Annotated in this window: 15 protein-coding genes; 9 read left to right on the top strand and 6 right to left on the bottom strand. The window is 47.7% G+C overall.

The annotated features are described in order from the left end of the window. Positions 1-136: 136 nt before the first annotated feature. Together folB and folK are read left to right on the top strand one after the other, a co-directional pair. Complete coding sequence (folB, locus tag QZ209_RS10655) at positions 137-517, top strand: dihydroneopterin aldolase (RefSeq protein ID WP_294347727.1); 381 nt, start codon at positions 137-139, stop codon at positions 515-517. Positions 518-525: 8 nt separating this feature from the next. Beyond that, positions 526-1,062 (top strand): 2-amino-4-hydroxy-6-hydroxymethyldihydropteridine diphosphokinase, encoded by a 537-nt coding sequence (gene folK / locus QZ209_RS10650; RefSeq protein ID WP_294347725.1) that lies wholly within the window; start codon positions 526-528, stop codon positions 1,060-1,062. A 73-nt stretch (positions 1,063-1,135) separates the two neighbouring features. Here the strand turns inward: folK and QZ209_RS10645 are convergent, their stop codons facing one another. From QZ209_RS10645 to QZ209_RS10625, 5 genes are all read right to left on the bottom strand, one after another. After that, positions 1,136-2,290: an ArsA family ATPase gene (locus tag QZ209_RS10645; RefSeq protein ID WP_294347723.1), complete on the bottom strand. Its 1,155-nt coding sequence runs from the start codon at positions 2,288-2,290 to the stop codon at positions 1,136-1,138. 27 nt (positions 2,291-2,317) lie between these two features. Beyond that, entirely contained in the window at positions 2,318-3,979 is a 1,662-nt protein-coding gene (locus QZ209_RS10640) for a hypothetical protein (RefSeq protein ID WP_294347722.1), read from the bottom strand. Positions 3,980-4,367: 388 nt separating this feature from the next. After that, positions 4,368-4,610 carry a bacteriochlorophyll c-binding family protein gene (locus tag QZ209_RS10635; protein ID WP_294347720.1) on the bottom strand — a complete coding sequence of 81 codons (243 nt, stop codon included), beginning with the start codon at positions 4,608-4,610 and terminating at the stop codon, positions 4,368-4,370. 118 nt (positions 4,611-4,728) lie between these two features. Beyond that, on the bottom strand, positions 4,729-5,148 hold the full coding sequence (locus tag QZ209_RS10630) for a chlorosome protein C (protein ID WP_294347718.1): 420 nt from the start codon (positions 5,146-5,148) through the stop codon (positions 4,729-4,731). Positions 5,149-5,267: 119 nt separating this feature from the next. Then, positions 5,268-6,485, bottom strand: coding sequence for a TRC40/GET3/ArsA family transport-energizing ATPase (locus tag QZ209_RS10625; RefSeq protein ID WP_294347717.1), 1,218 nt, complete (start codon positions 6,483-6,485; stop codon positions 5,268-5,270). Between the two features lie 206 nt (positions 6,486-6,691). Here QZ209_RS10625 and QZ209_RS10620 point away from each other — a divergent pair, with 206 nt between their 5' ends. The 3 genes from QZ209_RS10620 (at position 6,692) to holA (ending at position 9,373) form a co-directional block, all read left to right on the top strand. Beyond that, entirely contained in the window at positions 6,692-7,489 is a 798-nt protein-coding gene (locus tag QZ209_RS10620; RefSeq protein ID WP_366515766.1) for a dihydroorotate dehydrogenase electron transfer subunit, read from the top strand. Between the two features lie 196 nt (positions 7,490-7,685). After that, the gene (locus QZ209_RS10615) at positions 7,686-8,159 is read left to right on the top strand and encodes a single-stranded DNA-binding protein (RefSeq protein WP_294347715.1); all 474 of its coding nucleotides are present in this window, start codon (positions 7,686-7,688) and stop codon (positions 8,157-8,159) included. A gap of 167 nt (positions 8,160-8,326) precedes the next feature. Further along, positions 8,327-9,373 (top strand): DNA polymerase III subunit delta, encoded by a 1,047-nt coding sequence (holA, locus tag QZ209_RS10610; protein WP_294347713.1) that lies wholly within the window; start codon positions 8,327-8,329, stop codon positions 9,371-9,373. Between the two features lie 273 nt (positions 9,374-9,646). Here holA and QZ209_RS10605 read toward each other — a convergent pair whose 3' ends face one another. Further along, positions 9,647-10,642: an NAD(P)-dependent oxidoreductase gene (locus QZ209_RS10605; protein ID WP_294347712.1), complete on the bottom strand. Its 996-nt coding sequence runs from the start codon at positions 10,640-10,642 to the stop codon at positions 9,647-9,649. Positions 10,643-10,908: 266 nt separating this feature from the next. Here QZ209_RS10605 and QZ209_RS10600 point away from each other — a divergent pair, with 266 nt between their 5' ends. From QZ209_RS10600 to QZ209_RS10585, 4 genes are all read left to right on the top strand, one after another. Further along, a complete protein-coding gene (locus QZ209_RS10600) occupies positions 10,909-12,111 on the top strand; it encodes a pyridoxal phosphate-dependent aminotransferase family protein (RefSeq protein WP_294347710.1) in 1,203 nt (400 codons plus the stop codon). A 451-nt stretch (positions 12,112-12,562) separates the two neighbouring features. Then, positions 12,563-15,148 (top strand): TonB-dependent receptor, encoded by a 2,586-nt coding sequence (locus QZ209_RS10595; RefSeq protein WP_294347708.1) that lies wholly within the window; start codon positions 12,563-12,565, stop codon positions 15,146-15,148. 238 nt (positions 15,149-15,386) lie between these two features. Further along, positions 15,387-19,196, top strand: a complete 3,810-nt coding sequence (gene bchH, locus QZ209_RS10590; protein ID WP_294347706.1) for a magnesium chelatase subunit H — start codon at positions 15,387-15,389, stop codon at positions 19,194-19,196. 765 nt (positions 19,197-19,961) lie between these two features. Then, positions 19,962-23,795, top strand: coding sequence for a magnesium chelatase subunit H (locus QZ209_RS10585; RefSeq protein ID WP_294347704.1), 3,834 nt, complete (start codon positions 19,962-19,964; stop codon positions 23,793-23,795). The last annotated feature ends 37 nt before the right edge of the window (positions 23,796-23,832 follow it).

Below are 23,832 nucleotides of genomic sequence, written 5' to 3'. Positions count from 1 at the left end.
AGAAGGCACATTGCCCAAGGTTTACAATCGTATACAAGCGCCAAAGAGGCACGTTTCCAACAGGCTCGACCAGTTCAGGAAACCGTTTGGTCTGAATTTTCTCAATACGTAACATTATTTAAAAAAAATACATGCAATGAAAAATGACTCCTCGACTACATGTGTTAAACTCGTTAATTTGATGTTTTATGCCCATCATGGCGTACACAAGGAAGAACATTTCGTTGGCTCAAAGTATGAGGTGGACGCCGAGATGTATTTTAATTTCAGTCGAGCAGCTCAACGTGATGACATTACCAGCACAATAGACTACCGGATAGTTTACGAAAAGATCAAAAGTGTACTGACACAAAAAAAATTTTTTCTTATCGAAGCGGTTTCCTACACCATAGCGACAGGATTTTTGGAAGACTTCCCGCTGTTGGATCGCGTCACCATAAAAGTCAGGAAACGCAACCCACCAATCGGCGGAGTCTGCGACTACGCCGAAGCGGTTTACACTGCCCGGCAAACCTGACAAGCATCATGAAGCAGCCACGGGAAAAGCACACCGTTTTTATCGGTGCCGGCTCGAACATCGGAGATCGAACAGGAAATCTTCAACAGGCACTCGACATGCTTGACGAATTCCCTCAAACATCGATAGGCAAAATATCGAGGGTTTACCATTCGGAACCGTTTGGCTCGGTTGAACAGGAATGGTTCTTCAATGCTGTTTTCCAACTGTACACAGCACACTCTCCCCAGACACTCTTCTCCTACTGCCAGCAAATAGAACGCCGAATGGGACGACCAGCTGAACACATGAGATGGGGCCCTCGGATAATCGACCTTGACATACTGCTATACGATGATGCCACACATGATCTTGAAACACTCACGATCCCTCATCCTGAAATCTCCAACAGAAAGTTCGTTCTTCTTCCCTTGCTCGATATCGACAACCCTCTACATCCCGTGATTGGAAAAACAATGTCAGAACTGCTCGAAGCATGCCCTGACAATTCAACCATCGAACCTTACGGCCATATGCTTCTGAAGCATCGTGGCAGCAGACGGTAGCTTCGACCCGAAAAACACAAAGGCTCCGAAAACGGAGCCTTTGCCATGCCAATCCTCCATTCAGGAAGAAACGTTAATTCGCAAAGGTGATGTTAAGGTGTCCTTCCTCGAAATCAGCCCCTTCCGTCTTCCTGCCCACAAGAATATTCGGCAACACAATGCTCTTTCTGAAATTGTTGATATCAACAAGCAGTTCATCTCCTTTGATATTGACATTGAGCTTTGTGATCTCGACATTGGGCATGTGCAATCGCAGGACATATTTACCATCGACTTTTTCCAGAGACTGCGTCTTGTCGTCTTTATAGAGCACCTCGATAGGGTTTTCCCCGTTAAATATCTCCTGCCCCAACTCACTGAGCTGATCGGTCTTTATCACCTCATGTGCGACCTGGGATGCCTTATATATAGGAATAGGGTAGAAACAATCATCTATAACCTTGAGATATTTCTGCTGTACCGCAATAAGACTGCCAAGATAATCATCGGATGAATGCTGAGGCAAAATCTTGTTAACGACTACAGCATCAAGCTTGTATCCGAAAAGGTTGAGATAGGTCTGAACACGCAGAGCCTCTTTGATTACCATGTTTTCAGGGTTCACCACAACCCTGAAGGTAGTGATGCTCGTATCCTGAAGCATGCCATGCAACTCCTTCATATGCTCATTGACTTCCGGCATGAGCTTGAAGATGTTTTTCTTCGGCATGAACCGGTTGAGCAATGGCGCCGCAAAACCGATAGCCTTCGTATGCCAGCCGCCTATTTTTTCCGAATACCACCCGTAAGACTCCGGCATACCAAGCAGCCGCATGGTTTCACCGGTAGGCGCTGCATCGACGACAACTGCATCGTACTTGCCTGATTTTGCAGCTTTCCAGATATGCCGAAGACTGATCATCTCCTCCATACCAGGCACAACAGCAAGTTCTTCGGCAACGACTTCACTGGCACCGTCGTTGACCAGAATAGACGAAAAATAGGAATACAGCTCATTCCAGTTTTCTCTGATCTCGGAAAGAACATTGACCTCCATCGCAAAGAGGTTTTTTTCCACCTCGACGGGTTTCGGGGAAAGTTCGACCCCCAGGGCATCTGCAAGACTGTGAGCAACATCGGTACTCATGATGAGCACCTTTTTACCGCTACGGGCAATAGTCGTTGCTGTAGAGGCTGAAACCGTTGTTTTACCAACCCCGCCTTTGCCCAGATAAAGAATGATTCTCATGTGTTGTACTAAAAACTATTTGAGGACTTAACCTTGATTATTTGTTTTATTGTTGAGAGATCCTCGAGATGTTGAACTTGCCGCTTTGTTTTGCCGGCCTTGTGTTTCAGATGTACCCTCTTCCGACTTGGTCTCAGACTCTATCGTCCTGTAAACATTGGTATTGTTTTTATCTCTCTGCGAGTCTTCAGCCTCTTCACTCTGAATCGATATTTTCTTCCTTATGACCTGATCGTTACCGCTTTGGCGAGTATCATCCTTTTCCAGGTGTTCGAACCCACCTGCCTCACGTAAAGCCTCATTCAACTGAGTTTCCACAGACTGAGGAATGTCACTTTCAGCTCCCACATCGATTTTCCCTGGACGAACAGAGCTTTCATCCTGGTTATCCGTAACGATCTTAATTTTTTTCTGCCGTGGAAAATCCTGCTCGGTGACTGCCGGTGACCCAGGAATATCTGAAGGCGTATTCGCAGCCATATCCTGCATGGTCTGATGTATAGCATCCCCGGCATTATCAAGGCGGGTATCGTCATCTTCTGTATGTATTTTCACCTTTTTGCGGCGAACAGTGGTTTCCCCAATGTCCTCCTTCGGGATCGGAGGCCCATCATCGAACTCGTTCCTGCGAGCTGCTTTTCCAGAACGCGGTGCAGACTGGGCGGTACCACCTCTTTTGCCCATCGGGCCGAGACTCGTTGTCATTTTAAGCATTTTTCCAACAGAGCCAAGAATGCCATCATTTTTTACCGCAGTCTGAATTGCGTTCATGACGAACTTCTCCGCCTTCGGGTTATCGGCGATATTGGATATCAATTCATTGATCGCTGAAAGCATCGTAGCAACATCGTTAGGAACATGCTGCAGATCCTTCATTACTTGATCACGCAGCTTGAACGGTGCATCACCGATTACATCTCTGAGGTTACCGGCTATCCGTTTCAACGCCTCGGGATCGGTCGGCAACATCCCCTCGAGCTCTTTCGGAATACCCGGCAACGCCGGTCCTTGCGGGCTTCCTGACGGCTTCCGAGGAGGCATGTTCCCCGCACCGGGCTCGGCAGATCGACCCTCGGGGGCATATCCGATCGACGCTTTGTACTGCTCAAGCAGATCCTGACCATATCCTATAGGGCTATTTTGTTCCAAACCCTGTGCTTGACCAGAGGGAGGCGAAAACGAAAGAGGAGCCGGTGGGCAAATAGTCATTGACGATACAAATATCTGTTCGGCTATCTCACCGGGAATCTCTTCTCTGAAATTGTTACCCAGATAATTCTCGATGGTAGATTCGATAATCGTATGCAGGGTGGTGATCTTTTCAGACTCTTGTATTTCAACCATGTCGAATATCACATAGACAGGCTCCTTCCCATCCCTTCTGATCCTGAGATTGAGAGTGGCGAAATCGTTATCTTTATTCCTGCTGTTTATCGATACCGCACCCAAGGTGAATCTGTCGAGATAATCCTTGTTTGCTCCTCTTGCCCAGAGATAAACAGCCTTGTCGGAATATATCAGGTAATCCTGAAAGGCTATATTCCCTACCCTTTCTTGATGTGATTCATAGAAAACACCATCAAAAAAAGCAATTGGACGTTCTCCTGGGTTCAACAGTTTCTTCTGAAAAAATTCAGCGACATCGACCAATTCTGTATGTCCCGATACATACGTAGAAATAGAAGTCATCTTAAGTCCTTCCCTTTACACTTGTTAGCCTTACAGTATTTCAAACATTAAAAATATGAAAACAAATGGAAATTATATAATAATATGGCACATAACAACCCCCCCCTCGAACCAATCCGAATCGGTTCGCATCAGAGTCATTCGATCGAGAGCGTAAAAGCCGCAAGCAGTACCGATACATGGTAATAAAAAAAAGAAGATGAACTCAGAGTAGCGGAAACAGACTGATAGCTGAAAAAGAGGTTAAACACAGCGGAACAGCAACTAATCAGCATGACTCGTAACACCCAACCCAGATGAGCCTGCCGCCTGTAAGCCATTCAAAACAAAAAAGGCAGTGTTTAGCACAACGCTATCACTGCCTCTTGAATTTTCTTGCGTCCTAAGCTTACTTGGCAAATTTGGAATCTACTGCTTTTGTAGGAACAGCATAGCCGGAAACTTCTGGTGATGAACCACGAAGGCTACCGCCACCGCCACCGATGCCATAAGCATTCTGATTGATTCTGGCAACACCTTTGCCCAGTGAATCAAAAAGATATCCAAGAGTAGCCCAGTGCCCCTCTACCATGACCTCGAAAATACGGCCAGAAGCGGCAAGAACATCGGTAAATACTCCTCCTCCACTCATAATTCCTCCTTTTGGAATGTGATTATTGAAAGTTTCGAGAAAACGAAAATAAAAACTTTTAAACAATTTACGTTAAATCAAGAAAAAACGCAAACAAAATCACAGTTGACATGATTGCCTACTTCTTGCTTCCTGACTGCTGGAAAGAACCTGTGACGCCTTTAACGGTCTCGGAAGCGGACATTCCGGCATCACCCACGGCAGTCGCTGCGTTTTCGGCTACGTTTTCAACATTTTTCACTGCATCCGAATACAGTTCACCTGCTGTTTTTGAAACATCTTTGACTGTGATCGCAACCCTGTCGATAGTATCCCCTACAACACCGCTGGTACTGCCAAGCATTCTGGTCAGCCCTGTTGCATCGATCAAAGAACCCACTGTACCACTCAACGTTTCAACAACATTGCCAAAAAGCTCCAGACCACCAACAACAGCGCTTTGTCCGGTAAGTAAAGCACCTTCAGCCAGAAACGTCATGCGATCGGGCAACTCTAGGTTTTTGAAGTCCTTACGAAGATTTTGATACGATTCACTCATAATATGTTCTCCTCAGGGGACCTATCTGGTCTCACCGTTTATTGTTTAGTTGATGTTAATGCCAAGAAAATGTAAAAAAAAATCCACAACCAGCCAACCACCACCATACAGAGGGAAAATCAGACCCTGTTGAACTCTCTTTCCCTGTGATGCTGACCCTGGGTGTTGAGATCGAACGGAATGTGCAGCCACTTATCCTTGAAAACAGCATCACCCGGATCGAGCCCCGTAAGGCTTATCGGAAGAGTAATGATCTTTCTCTGGTTTCCAATCTGAACAAAAAGCTCGTCACCCGTGACCCATACATCAATATCCACCGGGTTGGCGAACATAAGCTTCAATTGTACCTCGTAAATATCACCATGCCGCTCAAATTTGATAGGGGGCTCACTGAACATAAGCTGGGCAGGATCGGAATCACCATACATATCTTTTGCAAAAATCTCAAGAGCTTCAAGCCCTACAATCTCCTGATCGTACATTTTCAGCCTTTTGACCGGCAACGGATTGAATCCTTCTTCGATTTCTCCGAGGTATTTCTGCTGAATACCTTTCCACTTTTCGAGATAACCGCTATCCTCTTCCGCATCGAGCAGCTTGTTGACCAGAACCATGTCCACATTGAAGCCGTACAGGTTCAGGTATGTCAACGCACGCATGGTCTCTTTGATAGACATTCTTTCGGCGTTCATGACAAGCCTGACAGTCGAATTCTCATTGTTGGTAAGAATCTCCCGAATATCTTCAAGTTCATCGAACACCTGATCTACCGACTCTATGGCGTCTTCAGGCGGAATATAATAGGCGATTCTATCCGACATCTTTGAAAGCGGCTTGCTGAGCGGCTTCATGATATACTTGTTGACATTCTTGACGGCCTTCATTCCCCAGGAAAGAGTATCGGGCAATGAAAGAAGACGCAACGTTTCACCTGTAGGCGCAGTATCCAGAACTAGCGCATCGTATAAACCGGCAGCCTTGTAACGCTTGATTCTCAAAAGAGAAAAAAGCTCCTCCATGCCAGGAAGAATCGTCATTTCATCAGCAACAACTCCAGAAACCCCCTGTGCAGCAAATACTCGCGTATAGTATTTCTGAACAGCCTGCCAATTCTGTTTGAGATCGACGTACGGGTTTACTTCGATTGCGTGAAGGTTCTCCTTTATCTTGGTAGGTTCAGGCCCCAAAGCTATATTGAAAGAGTCCGAAAGACTGTGAGCAGGATCTGTAGACAACACCAGTGTCCGATAACCAGATTCCGACAAGCGCACAGCTGTCGCAGCAGAAACACTTGTTTTTCCGACTCCGCCTTTACCTGTGAATGTTAAGATACGCATGAACCAAGCATTGGATTTATTGGACAATCAGAGGTTACTAAGATATAACTATTCCATCATTCTACAAAAGGTGAAAAAAATAATACATTCTACCGAATGTTGTATATAATGTCTCACATATTTGACGAACCCTTGTATATCTCCGTTTACCTCTTCTTTGTCAAAACGATCACTTGGCCGCTCTTTTCCAAAACGGTTTTGAAAACATGAACATGCACGCAAATTCAGCCATTACAGACAATAGAGTCACCATTATTTCCAATGAATGTATAGGACCTGATGTTTCACTCGTCGCTTTCCGGTGTCCGGAAATTGCAATGCATGCAAAACCGGGTAATTTCGTCAACATTAAAATCAATCCACAGAACGAGCCGCTCCTGAGGAGGCCTTTTTCCATTCACCATGTCGAGGATGACAGGGTTGAAATCATGGCGAAATCTGTCGGCTGCGGAACAAACCTGCTGAGCCGCACACCGGCCGGCTCAACGCTGCAGGTGCTGGGACCACTGGGGAATTCTTTCACTATCGATACTCCCGATTATGATACAGCCCTCTTGGTGTCCGGAGGCATCGGAACCGCACCGATGAGGTTTCTTGAAAAAGCTCTTTTCACAAGAGGGAAAACAGTCCATCATATTATCGGCGGACAATCGGGTCGGGACATCCAGATAAGGGGGCTGGCCAACTATCATATAGCGACGATGGACGGGTCTCATGGATATAAAGGAACCGCTATCGACCTTCTTCGCCAGAAATATCCTTCGTTTTCCGGCTCCATAAAAGTTTTTTCCTGCGGCCCGAACCCTATGTTGAAAGCACTCGCTGCATTCTGCAAAGATCATGAACTCCCTTGCGAAGCCTCTCTTGAATCGATCATGGGCTGCGGCATAGGAATTTGCTATGGATGCACAGTGGAACTCAAAAACACGTTCAACAATGAAACATCGACGATCCTGCTATGCCAGGAAGGCCCGGTCATCGACGCCGAAAGGCTTTTGTTCTGACCGCTGAACCAGATTATTATTACAGCAACGCAAAACAATCTTCCACGGCATGTATTTGATGCAACTTTCCCGGCCAAGCCGGGTGAAAATCGATAACGGACAGAACGTTGCATTTATTACAATCCCGATTGCATGGAAGCTTGACACATGACCGATTCAAGCTTTTTTTCAAACCCTAAAGACAGCTATACCAATTATGGCACGTGGACTCAATAAAGCAATGCTCATAGGGCACCTCGGTAACGACCCTGAAATGCGGGTAACCGCCTCTGGACAGTCCGTCGTAAATTTTACCGTCGCAACAAACGAAAGTTTCAGAGACAACAACGGCAACATGCAGGAAAGAACCGAGTGGCACCGAATTGTTGCCTGGGGAAAACTGGCAGAAATATGCAACCAATACCTGAAAAAGGGCCGGCAGGTCTATGTTGAAGGCAGATTACAGACCAGAAGTTGGGATGATAATAAAACCGGTGAAAAAAAATACACAACGGAAATCATCTGTTCCGACATGCAAATGCTCGGATCGGGAAGAGATCAGGGCGGCCAGGGTTACGATAGCAACCCTTCGTTCCAGCAACCCTTTGCCCAGAAAAACAGCACCAGAGATGATAATCCTGATCAAGGCGGAGGTTTATCCGAAACGGAAAAGGACGACTTGCCGTTTTGAGCGCTTCGCCGTCAACGATACGTAACGGGAGACAAGCACACGGTGAATCAAGATACCCTGCAGTTATTCCCATAGGCCCCTATGTGTTACGGGGCCTATGAGGCTATCAATAGGCCAATCAACCTTATCTTGTTTTCCACTACACGAAAAAACGATTGGTACCGGTAATGAAAAAACTTCAGAAAGAAATTGCTTCAGGTAACACCTCCCCTGTTTACTTTTTCCACGGCCCCGAAAGCTTTCTCAAAGAGGAACTGACGGATCTTATCAGAAAAAAAGCGTTTCCATCAGAAGAAGAAGCGGACTTGAACACCACCGTTCTATACGGTCAGGATCATACCCTGGGAGAAATCGTATCGAGAGCGTCCGAGTTTCCCATGTTCACCTCTCGGAAGTTGATGATTGTCAAGCAGTTCGGAAAGTATAAAAAACAGGGACCGCAGAGTAAACAGAAACAGCATGTCGAACAGTTTGTCCGCTATACCCAAAATCCCGTCGACACGACAATACTCGTCCTCGACGCGGACCAAATCGACAAGAAAGATATCCAAAAAGCTCCATTCAAGGATTTACAGCCGTTTCGACACGATTTTCCCCTGATTAAAAATCCCGATGTTTTCGCTAGCGAACGGGCCTCCCTGCAAGGCTGGGAATTCGATCCCGAAGCGCTCAAAGCGTTCAGCACCTACATACATCCTTCAGCGCGTGAAATTGCAAGGGAAACCGAGAAACTCATCATGTACGCCTCCTCGCGGAGCGATGAAAAACGCATCACGAGCTCCGATGTCTATGAATGCGTAGGAATATCGAAGCAGTACAATGTTTTCGAGCTCGAAAAAGCCCTCGCAGGTAAAAACCTGAGACTCTGTAGTGGAATATCTCTGATGATCATGGAAAGAGAAGGGCAGAGAGAAGGACTGATGAGCATTGTTCGCTACCTCACAACATTCTACATCAGGATCTGGAAACTCCATTCACCCGGAATCAGAAATCTGCCGTTGTCCGAAATTGCGAAAACGCTTGGTATGTTCGGCAAACAGGAGTATTTCGCAAAAAATTTCCTGCAATATGCAACAAGATTCTCTCTAAGCGAAACTGAACGTGCGATACTGGTATTACAGCAAACCGATGCCGCCCTGAAAGGGCTCGAAGCCTATCCGGACGAAAAATATCTCCTTCTTCGCCTCATGCAGCAGCTTTTAAGTCAACAGTAAAAAGGGAGAAGGCAAAGCATTCTCAACAATGCAGATTCATGATTATCAATGGCTATTCCTCACTCACAGGAAATATTCATGCCGCATCGAGCGGCATCCCTGGTGACTATCAGTAAAAGATGGATCCCCGTGTCGAGCCCGGGGATGACTGAAAATAAAGAGCTCACTACCTTCTTCAAACAACCTCTTTGTCTCTCTTGCCCTTTTAATTTCCCCTTCCCCACTACCTATTTACCCACTGCCTACTCTACCCATTTCCCTGTTGCCTTTATGTCACATCCATCCCTGCTCTTTGTACCATGAGATAGTACTGTGCATCCCCTCTTCCAGAGACACCGAGGCTGTAAACCCGAGCTGGTTTTCCGCTTTCACCGGAGAACAAACCCAATAATCCTGCACCATTTCGTTTACCTTGTCGGGATTCAAAAAACCCGTTCGCCCGGTGATCGAGCTAATCGAACCCGCCACATAACCGAAGAATTTCATCAACGGCTGCGGCAACGATATCTTTCTGAACTTCTTTATTTCCAGTTCTTTGGCTGCGGCAAGAGATAATTCATCCCATGAATACCCTTTCTGCGATGTGATAAAATAGGTCTCCCCAACTCCTGCAGGAGATTCGACAGCCATGACAATACCACGAACAAGATCGTTGACGTGTACAAGGCTTAAGCGCTGCACGCCAATATCGCCGGCAGCAAATACCACCCCCTTTTTAAGCATAAGCAGAAACTGCAGCACATCCTTGTCGCCGGGACCGTAAACCGCTGGCGGTCTGACAATGGTTACCGGGAGGATGTCTTTATAGGAACGGCACACTTTTTCAGCCTCGAGCTTGCTTTTTCCGTAAAGGCTGACCGGCTTCGGTACATCTTCTTCTCGTATTCCCGGATCAGGATTATCCGCCGGACCTGCCGCCGCAAGTGAAGACACCAGTAAAAAACGGCGCAGACCGGGATTCACTTCTTTAACGGCCTCCAGAAGAGCCTTTACCGGCAGAACGTTACCTGTATAGTAGCCTTTTTCATGTATCGACTTTGTCACACCGGCAAGATGAATGATAATATCCACGCCTTGTACAGCTTCTCGAAGCGAAGCCGGATCGTCATAACGCCCCTGTCGAATATCTGCTGGCAACGAGGCAGCTTTTACGGGATCGCTTTCAGGCCTCAACAGCACACTGACCTTGTCATGCCTGTTTTTCAGGTAATCGACAAGAACCGCTCCAATAAACCCTGTAGCACCGGTAATCAGAATAGTGAGCCCCATGAAACCTGTATAATATTTTGATGGAATAAAAGTATAACAGCACCCGGAACTTTCGCCGTCCAGAGCATCTCCGGAAACATTCCTGCCTCAAAAAAGAAGTTACCGCTTCAAAAAAAAAGCAAAATTTTTAATACATTCATCTTTTACTTGTGGTGCGAAGATATTCATGTTCGTTTTTGAACCCCTGATATCCTCGTTACAGCCAAAAAAGAAAATTATCCGGCTCGTCAAGACAAGCCGTCATACTGAAGTAAATATTCAGTCCTGTGAAGACACGCAAAGACATTTTCAAGAAGTGCTACGATTTTACTCTCGCTGATGAAATAAAAGCATTAGGTATATATCCTTTTTTTCATCCTATCGAAGAAACAGAAGGCCCTGTTGTCTCGTTTGCCGGCAGAAAACTCATCATGGCCGGCTCCAACAACTATCTGGGGTTAACTGCAGATGAAAGAGTAAAAGAAGCATCGATAAACGCTATCAGAAAATACGGCACCAGTTGTTCGGGCTCCCGCTATATGACCGGTACGGTCAATCTGCATATCGAGCTTGAAGAAAAACTCGCCGAGTTTTTCGAAAAAGAACGTTGTTTGCTTTTCAGCACCGGTTACCAGACCGGGCAGGGCGTCATTCCGACGCTGGTCCAGCGCGGAGAGTATGTTGTTTGCGACAAGGACAACCACGCGAGCCTGGTTGCAGCCTCGATCATGGCTGTCGGACAGTCCGCAAAGTTTGTCAGGTATTCGCACAATTCCATGGAAGACCTCGAAAGAGTATTGCAGACAATTCCCGACGATGCCGGTAAACTGATCGTCGCAGACGGAGTATTCTCCGTATCCGGAGAAATTGTCGAACTACCAAGACTGGTCGAACTGGCCAAAGAGTACGGAGCCAGGATACTGCTCGATGATGCACATGCTGTAGGAGTTATCGGACGAGACGGACGAGGGACGCCTTCGGAGTTCAACCTCGTCGACCAGGTCGACCTCATGATGGGTACTTTTTCCAAAACATTCGGTTCACTTGGCGGCTATGTCGTTGGAGAACGAGACGTTATCGACTTCATCAAACACAACGCCTCTTCCCTGATTTTCAGTGCGTCACCGACGCCCGCAAGCGTAGCAGCGGTACTGACAACGCTTGAAATACTGAAAAGCGAACCCGAATTGATTGAACGGCTGATTGTCAATACCGACTATATCCGCCAGGGTCTTGCCGCCGAAGGTTTCAGGCTGATGCCGTCCCGTACCGCTATCGTGTCCGTCATCATTGGAGACCAGATGAAAACCATGGTATTCTGGAAAAGGCTTTTCGATGCAGGGGTGTATGTCAATGCGTTTATCCGTCCCGGCGTCATGCCAGGCCATGAAGCCTTGCGTACAAGTTTCATGGCTACCCATGAAAAAGAGCATCTTGACAAGGTAATAACCGAGTTCAGTACCATAGGAAAAGAACTCGACGTCATCTGACACTTTTTTTACAAAAGCTCGTCCTCTGTTGCCACTTCTGAAAATTCTTCTCTGACCGTCAATTTTTCGGATGTGGCAAAGCGGAAACCACTTGTCCTACACAAGCATTCGGTAAGAGCGCCTTTCACCCGGAAAAGATAGGATTGAACCGGTCGTGCGATTGACATTTCGCAAGTACCGGAATGCACCACGAGATGGATTGGAACACCGGAAAAATTAATACGGTATTTTTTGCACTTTCCTTAAAATTCTGATAGATTTTGAGTTAGCAGCACAAGGCTATCTCAATTTTTTGTCAAGAGTCCTGATTTCATCGGCTGACCATTATGACTTCGAATACAGCGCAATGAAGGTATCGGGACACAAAGCACAACCGATAGTAATGGCCTACAACACTTTCCTGCCGGACAGATGCAGGAAGTTTCAGTAACACTCCTAACAACAGAACGTCATGGAAACAAAGCACTGCCAGGCGCTCCCCCTCTTTCGTTTTTTTCTCCCCTTTCTTATGCTTCTTGCACTCCTGCTCTCACCTGTTCCTGTAAAGGCAGCAGATCCTCCCGGCTCATTGAGTGGCGTAATCACGGATAAAACCGATAGCGAAGCGATAATCGGCGCCTCGGCCATGCTCGAGAACACAACCCTCGGTTCGGCATCGGACATTGAAGGCAACTATACGATTCAAGGCATTCCTGAAGGAACATACAAACTCAAAGTCAACGCCATTGGCTATACACCGTTCTCCCAGATGGTCACGATCAGTTCCGGCCAAACAACAACCCTCAATCTGCAACTCGGCCAGACAACCGTCATGGCATCGGAGATTGTTGTCGGTGCCGCACTTTACGAACAAGACAGACTGGAAGTTCCGGTCACGGCGTCGGTCGTAACCAGCGAACAGATCAAGGAAGAACCCAATCCCACACTCGACGAGGTTGTGGCCGATGTTCCCGGTGTCGTAGTGAACCGCGCAGGGGGTTACGGTACGTCAACCATACAGATTCGCGGCTCGAACACATTTCAGGGTGGGGCCATCGGCACCCGCGTACAGGGCCTCTATGATGGCTTTCCGATCAACACTCCGACAACGGGTGAAGTTGTATGGACAAACGTGAACATGAACGCCGCTGAAAAGGTCGAGGTTCTCAAAGGCGCTGCAGCCACGCTATACGGCTCTGGAGCCATGGGAGGTGTTATTAACGTTTTCGGCGCCCTACCTGATAAATTCGAGGTAAAGGCTGGCGCTAGCGGCGGTTTTTACGATAATCCGTCAGACAGCGACAAAAGCACGTATTTTGATGACAACACGCCATGGTTCTGGAACTCGTATGTCGGCATCGGCGACAAGAGAGGGGACCTCAACTACAGCCTGCTCTACACACACGCGGACGATGACGGATACAAGGAAACCTCCCAGACCCTGCTAAACGACGTCAAACTCAAAGCACGCTACGATATCGATTCAAAACAATACATACAGCTATCATCGTATTACAACCAGACTGAAGGCGGATACCCGACGACATGGTCGTTTGAAATGGACCCGTTCGGCGGAGACTTCATGTATACACCGTTTCCCGAGACTGGCTTCGATACATCGTCAAGAAGAGTTTTTGGCACGTATACATTGCCATTTCCCCCCTACACGACTTTACCATTCGACGAAACCTTCGATAAATCCCTGTTCGTGGATGACACCATCGAAAGGAAAAATGCGCTGGTTGGCTTGAATTACGTAAACCTTCTCAGCGACGATTTCAGTCTCGACACCAGGCTCTATTATACTTACAACTCGAGTCGCATCAACTATAACAATACCGATGCGACTCAGGTCTATCCTGGGCCTGCTGAATTATCTTTTTATCCCTATCCATCCGTTACATTCCGAACTAAAGACAGATTACCCGGTGAATTCAATGATGATAGAGCACACCGTTACGGGGCAGGCATCAAGCTTGATTACAGGGCAAGTGACCGTCACCGACTTTTGTTCGGTGTCGATGGCAATATCGTTGACGTTCGATCGACACAATACACGGCTGAAATACCATCGACCCACCCTCTGAACGACGACGACCTCAACGAGATACAGGAAAAAAACTTTGCTGTATTCCTGCAGGACGAGTTCAAAATGACCGACCGTCTGACAGCCCTTTTCTCTCTCCGCTACGACTGGAGTGGCATTGACGCGGACGATGTCGACTTCATCGACTATTCAACACTGGAAAAACTTCCAACGACGGTTGAACTCGAAAATCCATCCGTTGACGCACTCAGCCCTCGTATCGCCCTGAATTACAAAGCAACCGACGATATGAGCTTCCGGGCATCCTGGGGAAGGAGCTTCCGTGCACCCACGCTTTCCGAACGCTTCGTTCGTGATGCAGGATTGTTTATGGGCAATCCCAACCCTTCGCTCGACAAGGAAACCATGACCGCCTATGAAATCGGTATGTACAAGGTTTTCTCCGAACGTGTCTCGTTCGATATAGCGGCATACATCAACAATTACGACAACCTGATCGAATCAGTTTTCCAAGAAGGAGCTGCCGGCCCTTATTATGAATTCGAAAACTTCAGAAAGGCAAGGATCTGGGGTATCGAGACCAGTCTGAATATAAAACCTGTGGAGTATCTGAGCCTCGATCTCGGTTACAGTTACATGAACGCAAAGATTGTCGATTACGAAGCCACCGGTGCTTCCATCGATCGGAACCCTGACCCTGAATGGTTGCCAATGCGCCCAGAGCATACCGCTTCGGCAAGTGTAACCTGGAGAGCAACAGAGAGACTCACCCTTAACACAACGGGAAGGTATGTGAGTGAATATAAAGCCATAAATTTCTATACACGACCAGATGGATATGGCTATCCAGGAGATTTTATCGTAGTCGATGCCGGCCTGAAGTACAAGCTTACGGACAACCTTACAGGCTCGTTACTCTGCAAAAACATCACAAACGAATTGTATTCCGAAGCCGAATGGTTCCGCTCTCCAAGCAGAAGTTTCATTCTCGGCCTCGATTTCGTCTATTGAGTATAGATTTACCATTCCGTGCCTGAAAAGAAAAAGCCGTCCCGGAAAATCGAAATCCCGGACGGCTTTTCCCATTTTTACCGTAATGCCACATCGACAAATCGTCTTTATTCTATTCCTGCCATCGACCCATACAGCCATCTTTCTGAAAGCTGAAGTAGCGCTTTACTATTCAACAAACTATTATTACATTTGGTATTCTCGGAATTACCTTAACCAATGCTGACCTTTGTTTCCTATGCAGAGTAAAATAAAAATTGCAGCCATCGTCGGGATGGAACAGTGCAATCAACGAGTATGGCGTGAAGTTACGGACAAAATCAGCCGGTATGCTGACCTGACTCAATGGACGGATCAGGACCTGGAACACCAGAATCCAAAAGCAGCCGAAGCCATTCAAAATGCCGACTGCATTTTTACGACACTCATTCAGTTCAAGGGACAAGCGGACTGGCTCCAGGAACAAATCGACAAATCGAACGTCACGACAATTTTCGCCTATGAATCGATGCCTGAAGTCATGCAAATGACAAAGGTCGGCAACTATGTTGTTTCAGGTGACGGGAGCGGTATGCCTGACATTGTGAAAAAAGTAGCGAAAATGCTGGTGAAGGGCCGTGATGAAGACGCTCTTTACGGTTACATGAAACTGCTCAAGATCATGCGCACCATGCTGCCGCTGATCCCGAAAAAGGCGAAGGACTTTAAAAACTGGATGCAGGTTTATACCTACTGGATGCACCCGACCGCAGAAAACCTCGCCAGCATGTTCAACTACATCATGGCGGAGTATTTCGATGTCCAGGTCAAAGCCGACAAAGTGGTTGAAGTGCCGACGATGGGCTTCTATCACCCCGAAGCCCCTGACTATTTCAAGGATTTGAACCATTTTGCAAAATGGAACAAAAAGCGAGACAAAAAATCCAGAGACAAGCGCAACATCGGCCTCGTTTTCTTCCGCAAACATCTGCTTCAGGAAAAAGAATACATCGACAACACCATCAAGGCAATAGAGGGTAAAGGGCTCAACGTTCTTCCAGTTTTTGTAATGGGCGTCGAAGGACATGTTGCCGCCCGTGAATGGTTTGTCAACGCCGACCTCGATATGCTGATCAACATGATGGGCTTCGGTTTCGTCGGCGGTCCTGCGGGCGCAACGACTCCCGGAGCCTCGGCCAGTGCGCGCGATGAAATTCTCACGTCCATCAACGCTCCGTACGTTGTCTCACAACCACTTTTCATACAGGACTTCAACTCCTGGAAAAAAGAGGGTGTTGTGCCGCTGCAATCGGCAATGACCTACTCTCTGCCGGAAATGGACGGAGCTGTCTGCCCGGTTGTACTCGGTGCTGTCAAGGATGGAAAGCTCCAGACTGTACCGGACAGGCTTGAACGTCTATCCGGACTCGCGAGCAAGTTTTCCGAGTTGCGGCATATGGGCAACAAGGATAAAAAAATCGCTTTTGTCGTCTATGATTATCCCCCCGGTATGGGGCGCAAAGCAAGTGCCGCGCTTCTGGATGTCCCCAAAAGTGTCTACAAAATCCTCAAAGAGCTCGAAGCTGAAGGTTACAACGTCGGCACACTACCTGACTCACCTGAGCAGTTGCTCGAAATGCTCGACAAGGCGACCGATTACGAAATTCAAGCACATCTGCCCGATGCGTTCGGTATCGATAGGGACGCATTCCAGCAAATCACGTCAGTGAGGGAACGTGAACGAATAGAGGAACGCTGGAGTGGTTTTCCGGGTGACATCGCCCCTCTCGGCAGTGACAAGCTTTTCATCGGCGGACTTACTCTCGGCAATGTTTTCATCGGGGTTCAACCACGTCTCGGAGTACAGGGTGACCCGATGAGACTTCTTTTCGACAAGGAAAACACTCCGCACCATCAATATATTTCGTTCTACCGCTGGATCAGTCGTACCTTCAATGCAAATGCACTGGTTCATGTCGGCATGCACGGCACTGTTGAATGGATGCCAGGTCTTCAGCTGGGCGTCACGGGTGACTGCTGGTCCGATGCTCTACTCGGTGAAGTACCGCATTTCTATATTTATCCGGTCAATAACCCGAGCGAGGCGAACATAGCCAAACGGCGTGGATACGCAACGATGATATCGCACAATATACCGCCACTTGCCCGCGCCGGACTCTACAAGGAGCTCCCTGCGTTCAAGGATATGCTCAACGATTACAGAGAGCGGGACCTTAAACAGCTTGCCGATCCCGAAGCAGAAGAAGCTATCATCGAGAAAGCCGAGCAACTCAATCTGACCGATGACTGCCCGAGAGTCGAAGGAGAAAGTTTCAGTGACTATCTCAGTCGTCTTTATACCTATCTCATGGAGCTTGAAGGCAAGCTGATTTCCAATGCCCTGCATATCTTCGGAGAAACTCCTCCCCTCGAAAGCCAGATCACAACCATAACGGAATACCTCAAAGTGCGAGGTAATGAACAGTCTCTGCCATCGGTCATCCTTCAGGCGATCGGCGAATCATCCAGTTATGGCGACTACGCTTCCCTCTCTACCCGTGCAAGAAAAGGAGAACCCGATGCTCTCGCTGTTCGCGAAAGAGTGGATGAACATACAAAAGACTTTATTGAACAAACAATCTTCGCTGAAAACTCCAACCCTGCCTCGGTCTTCAAGGTACTGACAGGTGAAGCGAAAATCACCTCCGAAATGGCCGAAGCGTTGAACGGCTCTCTCAGAGAAGGCCTCGCGCTGAAACAGGCTCTGCAGGACAACAGCCAGGAGATGAACTCTCTCCTCAAAGCCTTCCGCGGCGAATACATACCGTCCGGACCGGGAGGTGACATTGTGCGAGACGGAGCAAGTGTGCTTCCGACAGGCCGAAACATGCATGCCATAGATCCATGGCGCATTCCTTCGGAACTCGCCTTCAAACGAGGCAAACAAATAGCCGATACCATTATCAAACGGCATCAGGAAGAAAACGACGGCAATTACCCTGAAACCATCGCCCAGGTTCTCTGGGGACTCGATACCATTAAAAGCAAGGGTGAAGCTGTTTCGGTGATCATCAACCTGATCGGTGCTGAACCGGCTTACGATGCTCAGGGAAAAATCAGCCACTACAGCCTTGTTCCTCTGGAAAAACTAGGACGCCCGAGGGTCGATGTTCTCATCCAAATCAGCTCCATCTTCCGTGATACTTTCGGAGTCCTCGTCGACCTTTTGGACAAACTGGTCAAAGATGCGTCAAAAGTCGATGAACCGGCGGACATGAACAATATCAAAAAGCATGTCGACGAAGCTATATCCAAAGGACAGGATTTCGAAGCAGCAACCGCAAGGCTTTTCACTCAAGCACCCGGCAGCTACGGCTCGATGGTAGAAGAACTCATCGAGGACTCGGCGTGGGAATCGGAGGAGGATCTCGACAACATGTTCGTTAAAAGAACAAGCTACGCTTATGGTGGCAACCGATATGGTGACCAGCAACCCGAGATTCTGGAAAATCTTCTGGGCACAGTCGATCGGGTCGTACAGCAGGTAGATTCCGCAGAATACGGTATATCGGATATCGACCGTTATTTTTCCTCTTCCGGATCATTGCAGCTCTCTGCACGTCGAAGAAACACCAAAGGCAACAATGTCAAGCTGAACTATGTCGAAACATTTACAGCGGATGTAAAGGTCGATGATGCTGACAAAGCACTGAAAGTCGAATTCCGCACTAAGCTACTGAACCCGAAATGGTTCGAAAGCATGATCGACCAGGGACATACCGGAGCAACGGAAATCAGCAACCGTTTCACGTACATGGTAGGCTGGGATGCCGTTACCAAAGGAGTTGATGACTGGGTATACAAAAAAGCCGCCGAAACATATGCGTTCAATCCCGAAATGCGTGAACGGTTGACACAAGTAAACCCTCAGGCAACGTTGAACATCGTCGGCAGAATGCTCGAAGCAAACGGTAGAGGAATGTGGAAAGCCGATCAGGAAACCATCAACCAGCTTCAGGCAATCTATGCAGACCTCGAAGACCGTCTCGAAGGTATGCTCGACGATTGAGAAAAAGAATACAATAAACCTCAAAAAGGCGTCTCTTCCAGACGCCTTTTTTCATTAATCGCGCATAAATACGCCCATAATACGCCAAATTGACCTCCATTCATCAAAGAGAGCCATGTCACATTTTTATTTTTCTTTTACAGTTTGATATATTCTAAAAAACCTGCTGTATGCCAGTATCAGGAAAGTACAACATATCAAGAACTCTCTGGCGTTTCTTAGAGATCATCCTCTTCTTTTTCGTATCGGTTTTAGGCTACAGTTTCCTTGCTAAAACCTCGTCGTTCAACGCCAAGTCGAAAAGCAAAGAACACTCTTTGAGGGTTGTCGTTTCCCAAAGCTTTTCCGATAAAGATGTTTCATCGCTGTACTCTTATCAAACCTCCCCGCCATCCGTTTACGCATTCATTCATTCCCCCCCGCCTTTTTACACAGCTTTCCAACAAACAACAGAAAAAATCCCCCACCGAATCCGCACCGTTCCCGTGCCGACGTACAAAGTGCCCGCTTTTCCCAAAACCAACCTTTTCCTGCAGAATCGAGTACTTATTATTTGATACCCTTTTCCCTATCGCTCTCGGAGGATTTGTCATTGACAGACCGGAAGTCTGCCCGCCAGAGATATCAGCCTTAGCTGGCAAAGGCCTTCGGTATTTCTGACACGTGCATTTCTACTGGAAATAGAATTCCTTGAGCGGTTTGCCTTATGCTGACTGGAGCAGGTAAACAGCTCATATCACTTATTAAACAAAGAGAAGTACATCTATGCGCTTTCTCTTTTTGACCATGGAAGCCACAAACAACAGCGCGGTGAAAAAAGCTGCCGCTGTTCTGAACGGAAGATTCAACTGTGAGCTCGAGGTAATGCTATTCAACCTCGGCCTTTACAAGGGAGAAGAGACCTGGATAAAACTCGAACAGGCCTTTTCTGACGCTGATTTCATCTTCGGCTCGATGCTTTTCAGCGAGGAAATTGTCAGACCCCTCGAAAAGCTTCTTGCAGGCGTGAGCTGCCCAGTCTGCATCATAACAAGCAACCCGGCGCTTATTCATCGAACACGACTTGGCAAGTTCAGTCTCCATAAACCTGACAGCGGAATAAAGAAAAAAAGAATCTTCAACGATTGGGGAGCTAAACTCAAACCGAAAACAAGCCATGGTGAAAGCCAGCGCCAACTGTCACTTGTGCGCAATATAAGCAAGCTGTTGAAGCATATCCCCGGCAAGGCTAGGGATATCCATACCTTTATCGCGTCCCACCAGTTCTGGCTCAACGGTTCCGAAGAAAACATGGAGCGTTTTCTCTGTCTTCTGATCAACCGTTATGTCCCCTCGTTCAGCGAACAGCTCCCTCAAAAAGACCCGATTTTCTACCCTGAAACCGCGCTCTACCATCCGGATGCACCGGAGCCGTTTTACGCTGCACATGAATTCAGAAAATGGCTCGCAAAAAATAGGGCCGGCAGACGAAAAGGGCTGGTAGCTATTCTCGCAATGCGGGCAACTGTTCTGAGTAAAAACATGCAGCATTTGGAGCATCTCCTGCATGACTTGGAGTCCAGAGAACTCGAAGCATTCATCGTCTATAGCGGTGGACTTGATTTCAGACCCGCCATTGACACCTTTTTCGGTGATGAAAGCAACGGGAAACTTTCTCCCGACACGATCATCAATGCCACCGGCTTTTCTCTTGTCGGAGGACCTGCGGAAAACAAGGCAGACGAAGCGATTGCTGCACTCAAAAAAGTTAACGTCCCGTACATCAATCTTGTCCCACTCTCTTTTCAACCCATTCAACAATGGAAATCTGGCAACGTAGGCCTGACTCCGCTGCAAACTGCCCTGAGCGTTGCCATTCCGGAACTTGACGGATCCATCGAGCCCCATGTCTACGCCGGCGCCGAGACCGCAAACGACAAGACAGTTCCATTGCCTAAAGAAATAAGCATCATAAGCGGCCGTGTAGTGAAACAGGTAGCTTTGCGGAAAACAGCTCCTGCTGAAAAAAGAATAGCCATCATACTCTTCAATTTCCCCCCGAATCTTGGCAATGCCGGTACAGCTGCTTACCTCGATGTTTTCGAGAGCTTGTTCAGTTTACTCAGTGAAATGAAAAAAAACGGGTACAGCCTCAGGCTTCCCGATAGTGTCAATGCACTCAAAGATGAAATTCTGGAGGGAAACCGGGACATATTCGGCACAGATGGCAACGTCGCCGAACACCTGACGCTCGACGAGTATCGAAAAAATTTTCCACACTATCATGAAATCGAAACATTCTGGGGCGATGCCCCCGGAGAGATGCTCAACGACGGTAAACGGTTTCACGTTCTCGGCAGAACATTCGGTAATGTTTTCGTAGGTCAGCAACCAAGTTTTGGCTATGAACGGGATCCCATGCGCCTTCTCATGGCAAAAGATGCCGCTCCGAATCATGCATTCGCAGCATTCTATACCTGGATTGAACATGTTTGGCAAGCCGATGCGGTCGTGCACTTCGGAACACACGGAGCCCTTGAGTTCATGCCAGGAAAACAGGTTGGACTCGGAGCCTCATGCTGGCCGAAACGCCTGATCGGCAGCATGCCTGATTTTTATTATTACTGCGTGAATAATCCAAGCGAAGGCGCCATCGCAAAGAGAAGGGGGTTCGCAACACTCATCAGCTATCTTGCTCCACCACTTCAGCAAGCAGGTCTCTACAAAGGATTGCGACAGCTGAGAGATCTCATAGAAAGCTGCCGCCGAAACCAGTCCGAAGAAGTGCTTGAAGAAATCTTCGCATTATCCGAATCACTGGAGCTCGACGTCGACCGCCAACATCTCTCGATCGAGAGCTACCTTTCAGCTCTGAACAAAGAATTGTACACTGTTGAAGAACGGATGATTCCACTCGGCCTTCATATCATAGGCAAAAACCCTACCCCGGACTCACTTGTCGACCAGCTTACCTTACTTGTCAGTCATCCGCTTGCATGCCTGGACGGTTTGTCACTACCGGAATATATATGCAGGCATCAAAAGCTTGATTACAGCCAGCTGAGTGAACAAAGCAGCAACGACCCGAAAGCGGAACATCTATGGCGGAAAGTCATGTCCATTGCAACAAACGTCATCAGGCTCTTTATCGGCAGCATTCCGGACGAAAAAAGAAAACAGTACGATCTTCGCACCATACTCGAAGCCAATTTCCCGGTCAGGGTTTCGGCAGCCGAACATTTTCTGGTGCGCGAAACGCACAGCAAAGGCGAACAACTTTCCAGGCTCTGGGAGTTTCTGCAGCGCATTCTTGTCGCGATGGTCAGTAACCGTGAAATCAAGGGAATGCTCGATGCTCTTGACGGCGGATATATCGAGCCATCCCCTGGCAGCGACCTTGCCAGAAATCCCGAGATAGTCCCTACCGGGCGTAACATCCACAGCCTCGACCCCTTCAGCATTCCTTCGCTTGCCGCTCAGAAACAGGGAAAAGCTTCAGCTGAAGAGCTTCTTGCCCGTTATCATGACGAATGTGGTGCTCTTCCCGAATCAATTGCAATTGTCCTTTGGGGCACCGATAACATTAAAAGTGATGGTGAAGGTATCGCTCAGGCTCTGGCACTTATCGGAGCGATACCGAAAAACGATGAGCTGGGCAAGATAAGTGATGTCGAGCTCTTACCCCAAAAAGAGCTGGGAAGACCCCGCATAGATGTCGTAATCACCGTCAGTGGCATATTTCGGGATCTTCTTTCCCACCAGATAACACTGCTGGACAAGGCTGTTCGACTCGCAGCCGCCGCAGATGAACCCGTGTCCGTTAACTTTATTCGTAAAAACGTGTTACGACAGGAATCCCAAGAAAACATCTCTTTTGACGATGCAGCGAACCGGGTTTTTTGCAATGCACCGGGCAATTATGGCGCAAACGTAAACCACCTTGTCGAAAGCAGCAACTGGGAAGACGACAGTGAACTGTCCCAAACGTTCATAAACCGAAAAAGTTTCTCGTACAGTGCACAAGGTGCATGGCAAGAATCACCGGAAATATTAACTTCTGCCTTGCGTAACGTTACACTGACCTATCAGAACATTGACAGTTACGAAATAGGCATATCCGATATTGACCATTATTATGAGTATCTTGGAGGCATCTCGAAGTCGGTCGAACAGATCAGCCAATCAAAGCCCAAAGTAATGGTCGGCGACGTTAACGGCTTAGGTAAAAAACAGAAAATCAGTTCTCTTGAAAGCATGGTGGCACTTGAAGCACGAACCAAGCTCCTTAACCCCAAGTGGTATGAATCCATGCTTGAACACGGTTACGAAGGCGTACGGGAAATCGAGTCACACCTCAGCAATACCTATGGTTGGAGTGCAACAGCATCTGCGGTGAAAGACTGGACGTATACACAGTTCAACGAAACCTATCTGCAGGACAAAAAAATGCTGGAAAAACTCAAAAGCCTCAATCCTCACGCAACCATGTCGATGACGAGGCGCCTTCTCGAAGCCGGATCGAGGGGATTTTGGCAAGCAGACAGTCAGACCATAGAAGAATTGCGGGAACTGTACTCCGAACTGGAGAGTCACATGGAAGGAGTACAAAGCGGCTCGTAGAACCATACCAGAAAAAAAACAGCAATCATTACATCAA

The sequence above is a fragment of the Prosthecochloris sp. genome (assembly GCA_015482705.2).
GTDB lineage: Bacteria > Bacteroidota > Chlorobiia > Chlorobiales > Chlorobiaceae > Prosthecochloris.
The sequence above is the reverse complement of the archived record's forward strand: the minus strand, read 5'-3'. Positions and strand labels throughout refer to the sequence as shown.

Excerpts from the sequence above, each read along its gene's own strand:
- QZ209_RS10630 (WP_294347718.1), bottom strand. The coding sequence starts at position 5,148 with ATGAGTGAATCGTATCAAAATCTTCGTAAGGACTTCAAAAACCTAGAG.
- holA (WP_294347713.1), top strand. The coding sequence starts at position 8,327 with ATGAAAAAACTTCAGAAAGAAATTGCTTCAGGTAACACCTCCCCTGTT.
- QZ209_RS10585 (WP_294347704.1), top strand. The coding sequence starts at position 19,962 with ATGCGCTTTCTCTTTTTGACCATGGAAGCCACAAACAACAGCGCGGTG.
- QZ209_RS10605 (WP_294347712.1), bottom strand. The coding sequence starts at position 10,642 with ATGGGGCTCACTATTCTGATTACCGGTGCTACAGGGTTTATTGGAGCG.
- QZ209_RS10620 (WP_366515766.1), top strand. The coding sequence starts at position 6,692 with ATGAACATGCACGCAAATTCAGCCATTACAGACAATAGAGTCACCATT.
- QZ209_RS10640 (WP_294347722.1), bottom strand. The coding sequence starts at position 3,979 with ATGACTTCTATTTCTACGTATGTATCGGGACATACAGAATTGGTCGAT.
- QZ209_RS10595 (WP_294347708.1), top strand. The coding sequence starts at position 12,563 with ATGGAAACAAAGCACTGCCAGGCGCTCCCCCTCTTTCGTTTTTTTCTC.
- folK (WP_294347725.1), top strand. The coding sequence starts at position 526 with ATGAAGCAGCCACGGGAAAAGCACACCGTTTTTATCGGTGCCGGCTCG.
- bchH (WP_294347706.1), top strand. The coding sequence starts at position 15,387 with ATGCAGAGTAAAATAAAAATTGCAGCCATCGTCGGGATGGAACAGTGC.
- QZ209_RS10615 (WP_294347715.1), top strand. The coding sequence starts at position 7,686 with ATGGCACGTGGACTCAATAAAGCAATGCTCATAGGGCACCTCGGTAAC.
- folB (WP_294347727.1), top strand. The coding sequence starts at position 137 with ATGAAAAATGACTCCTCGACTACATGTGTTAAACTCGTTAATTTGATG.
- QZ209_RS10625 (WP_294347717.1), bottom strand. The coding sequence starts at position 6,485 with ATGCGTATCTTAACATTCACAGGTAAAGGCGGAGTCGGAAAAACAAGT.
- QZ209_RS10645 (WP_294347723.1), bottom strand. The coding sequence starts at position 2,290 with ATGAGAATCATTCTTTATCTGGGCAAAGGCGGGGTTGGTAAAACAACG.
- QZ209_RS10635 (WP_294347720.1), bottom strand. The coding sequence starts at position 4,610 with ATGAGTGGAGGAGGAGTATTTACCGATGTTCTTGCCGCTTCTGGCCGT.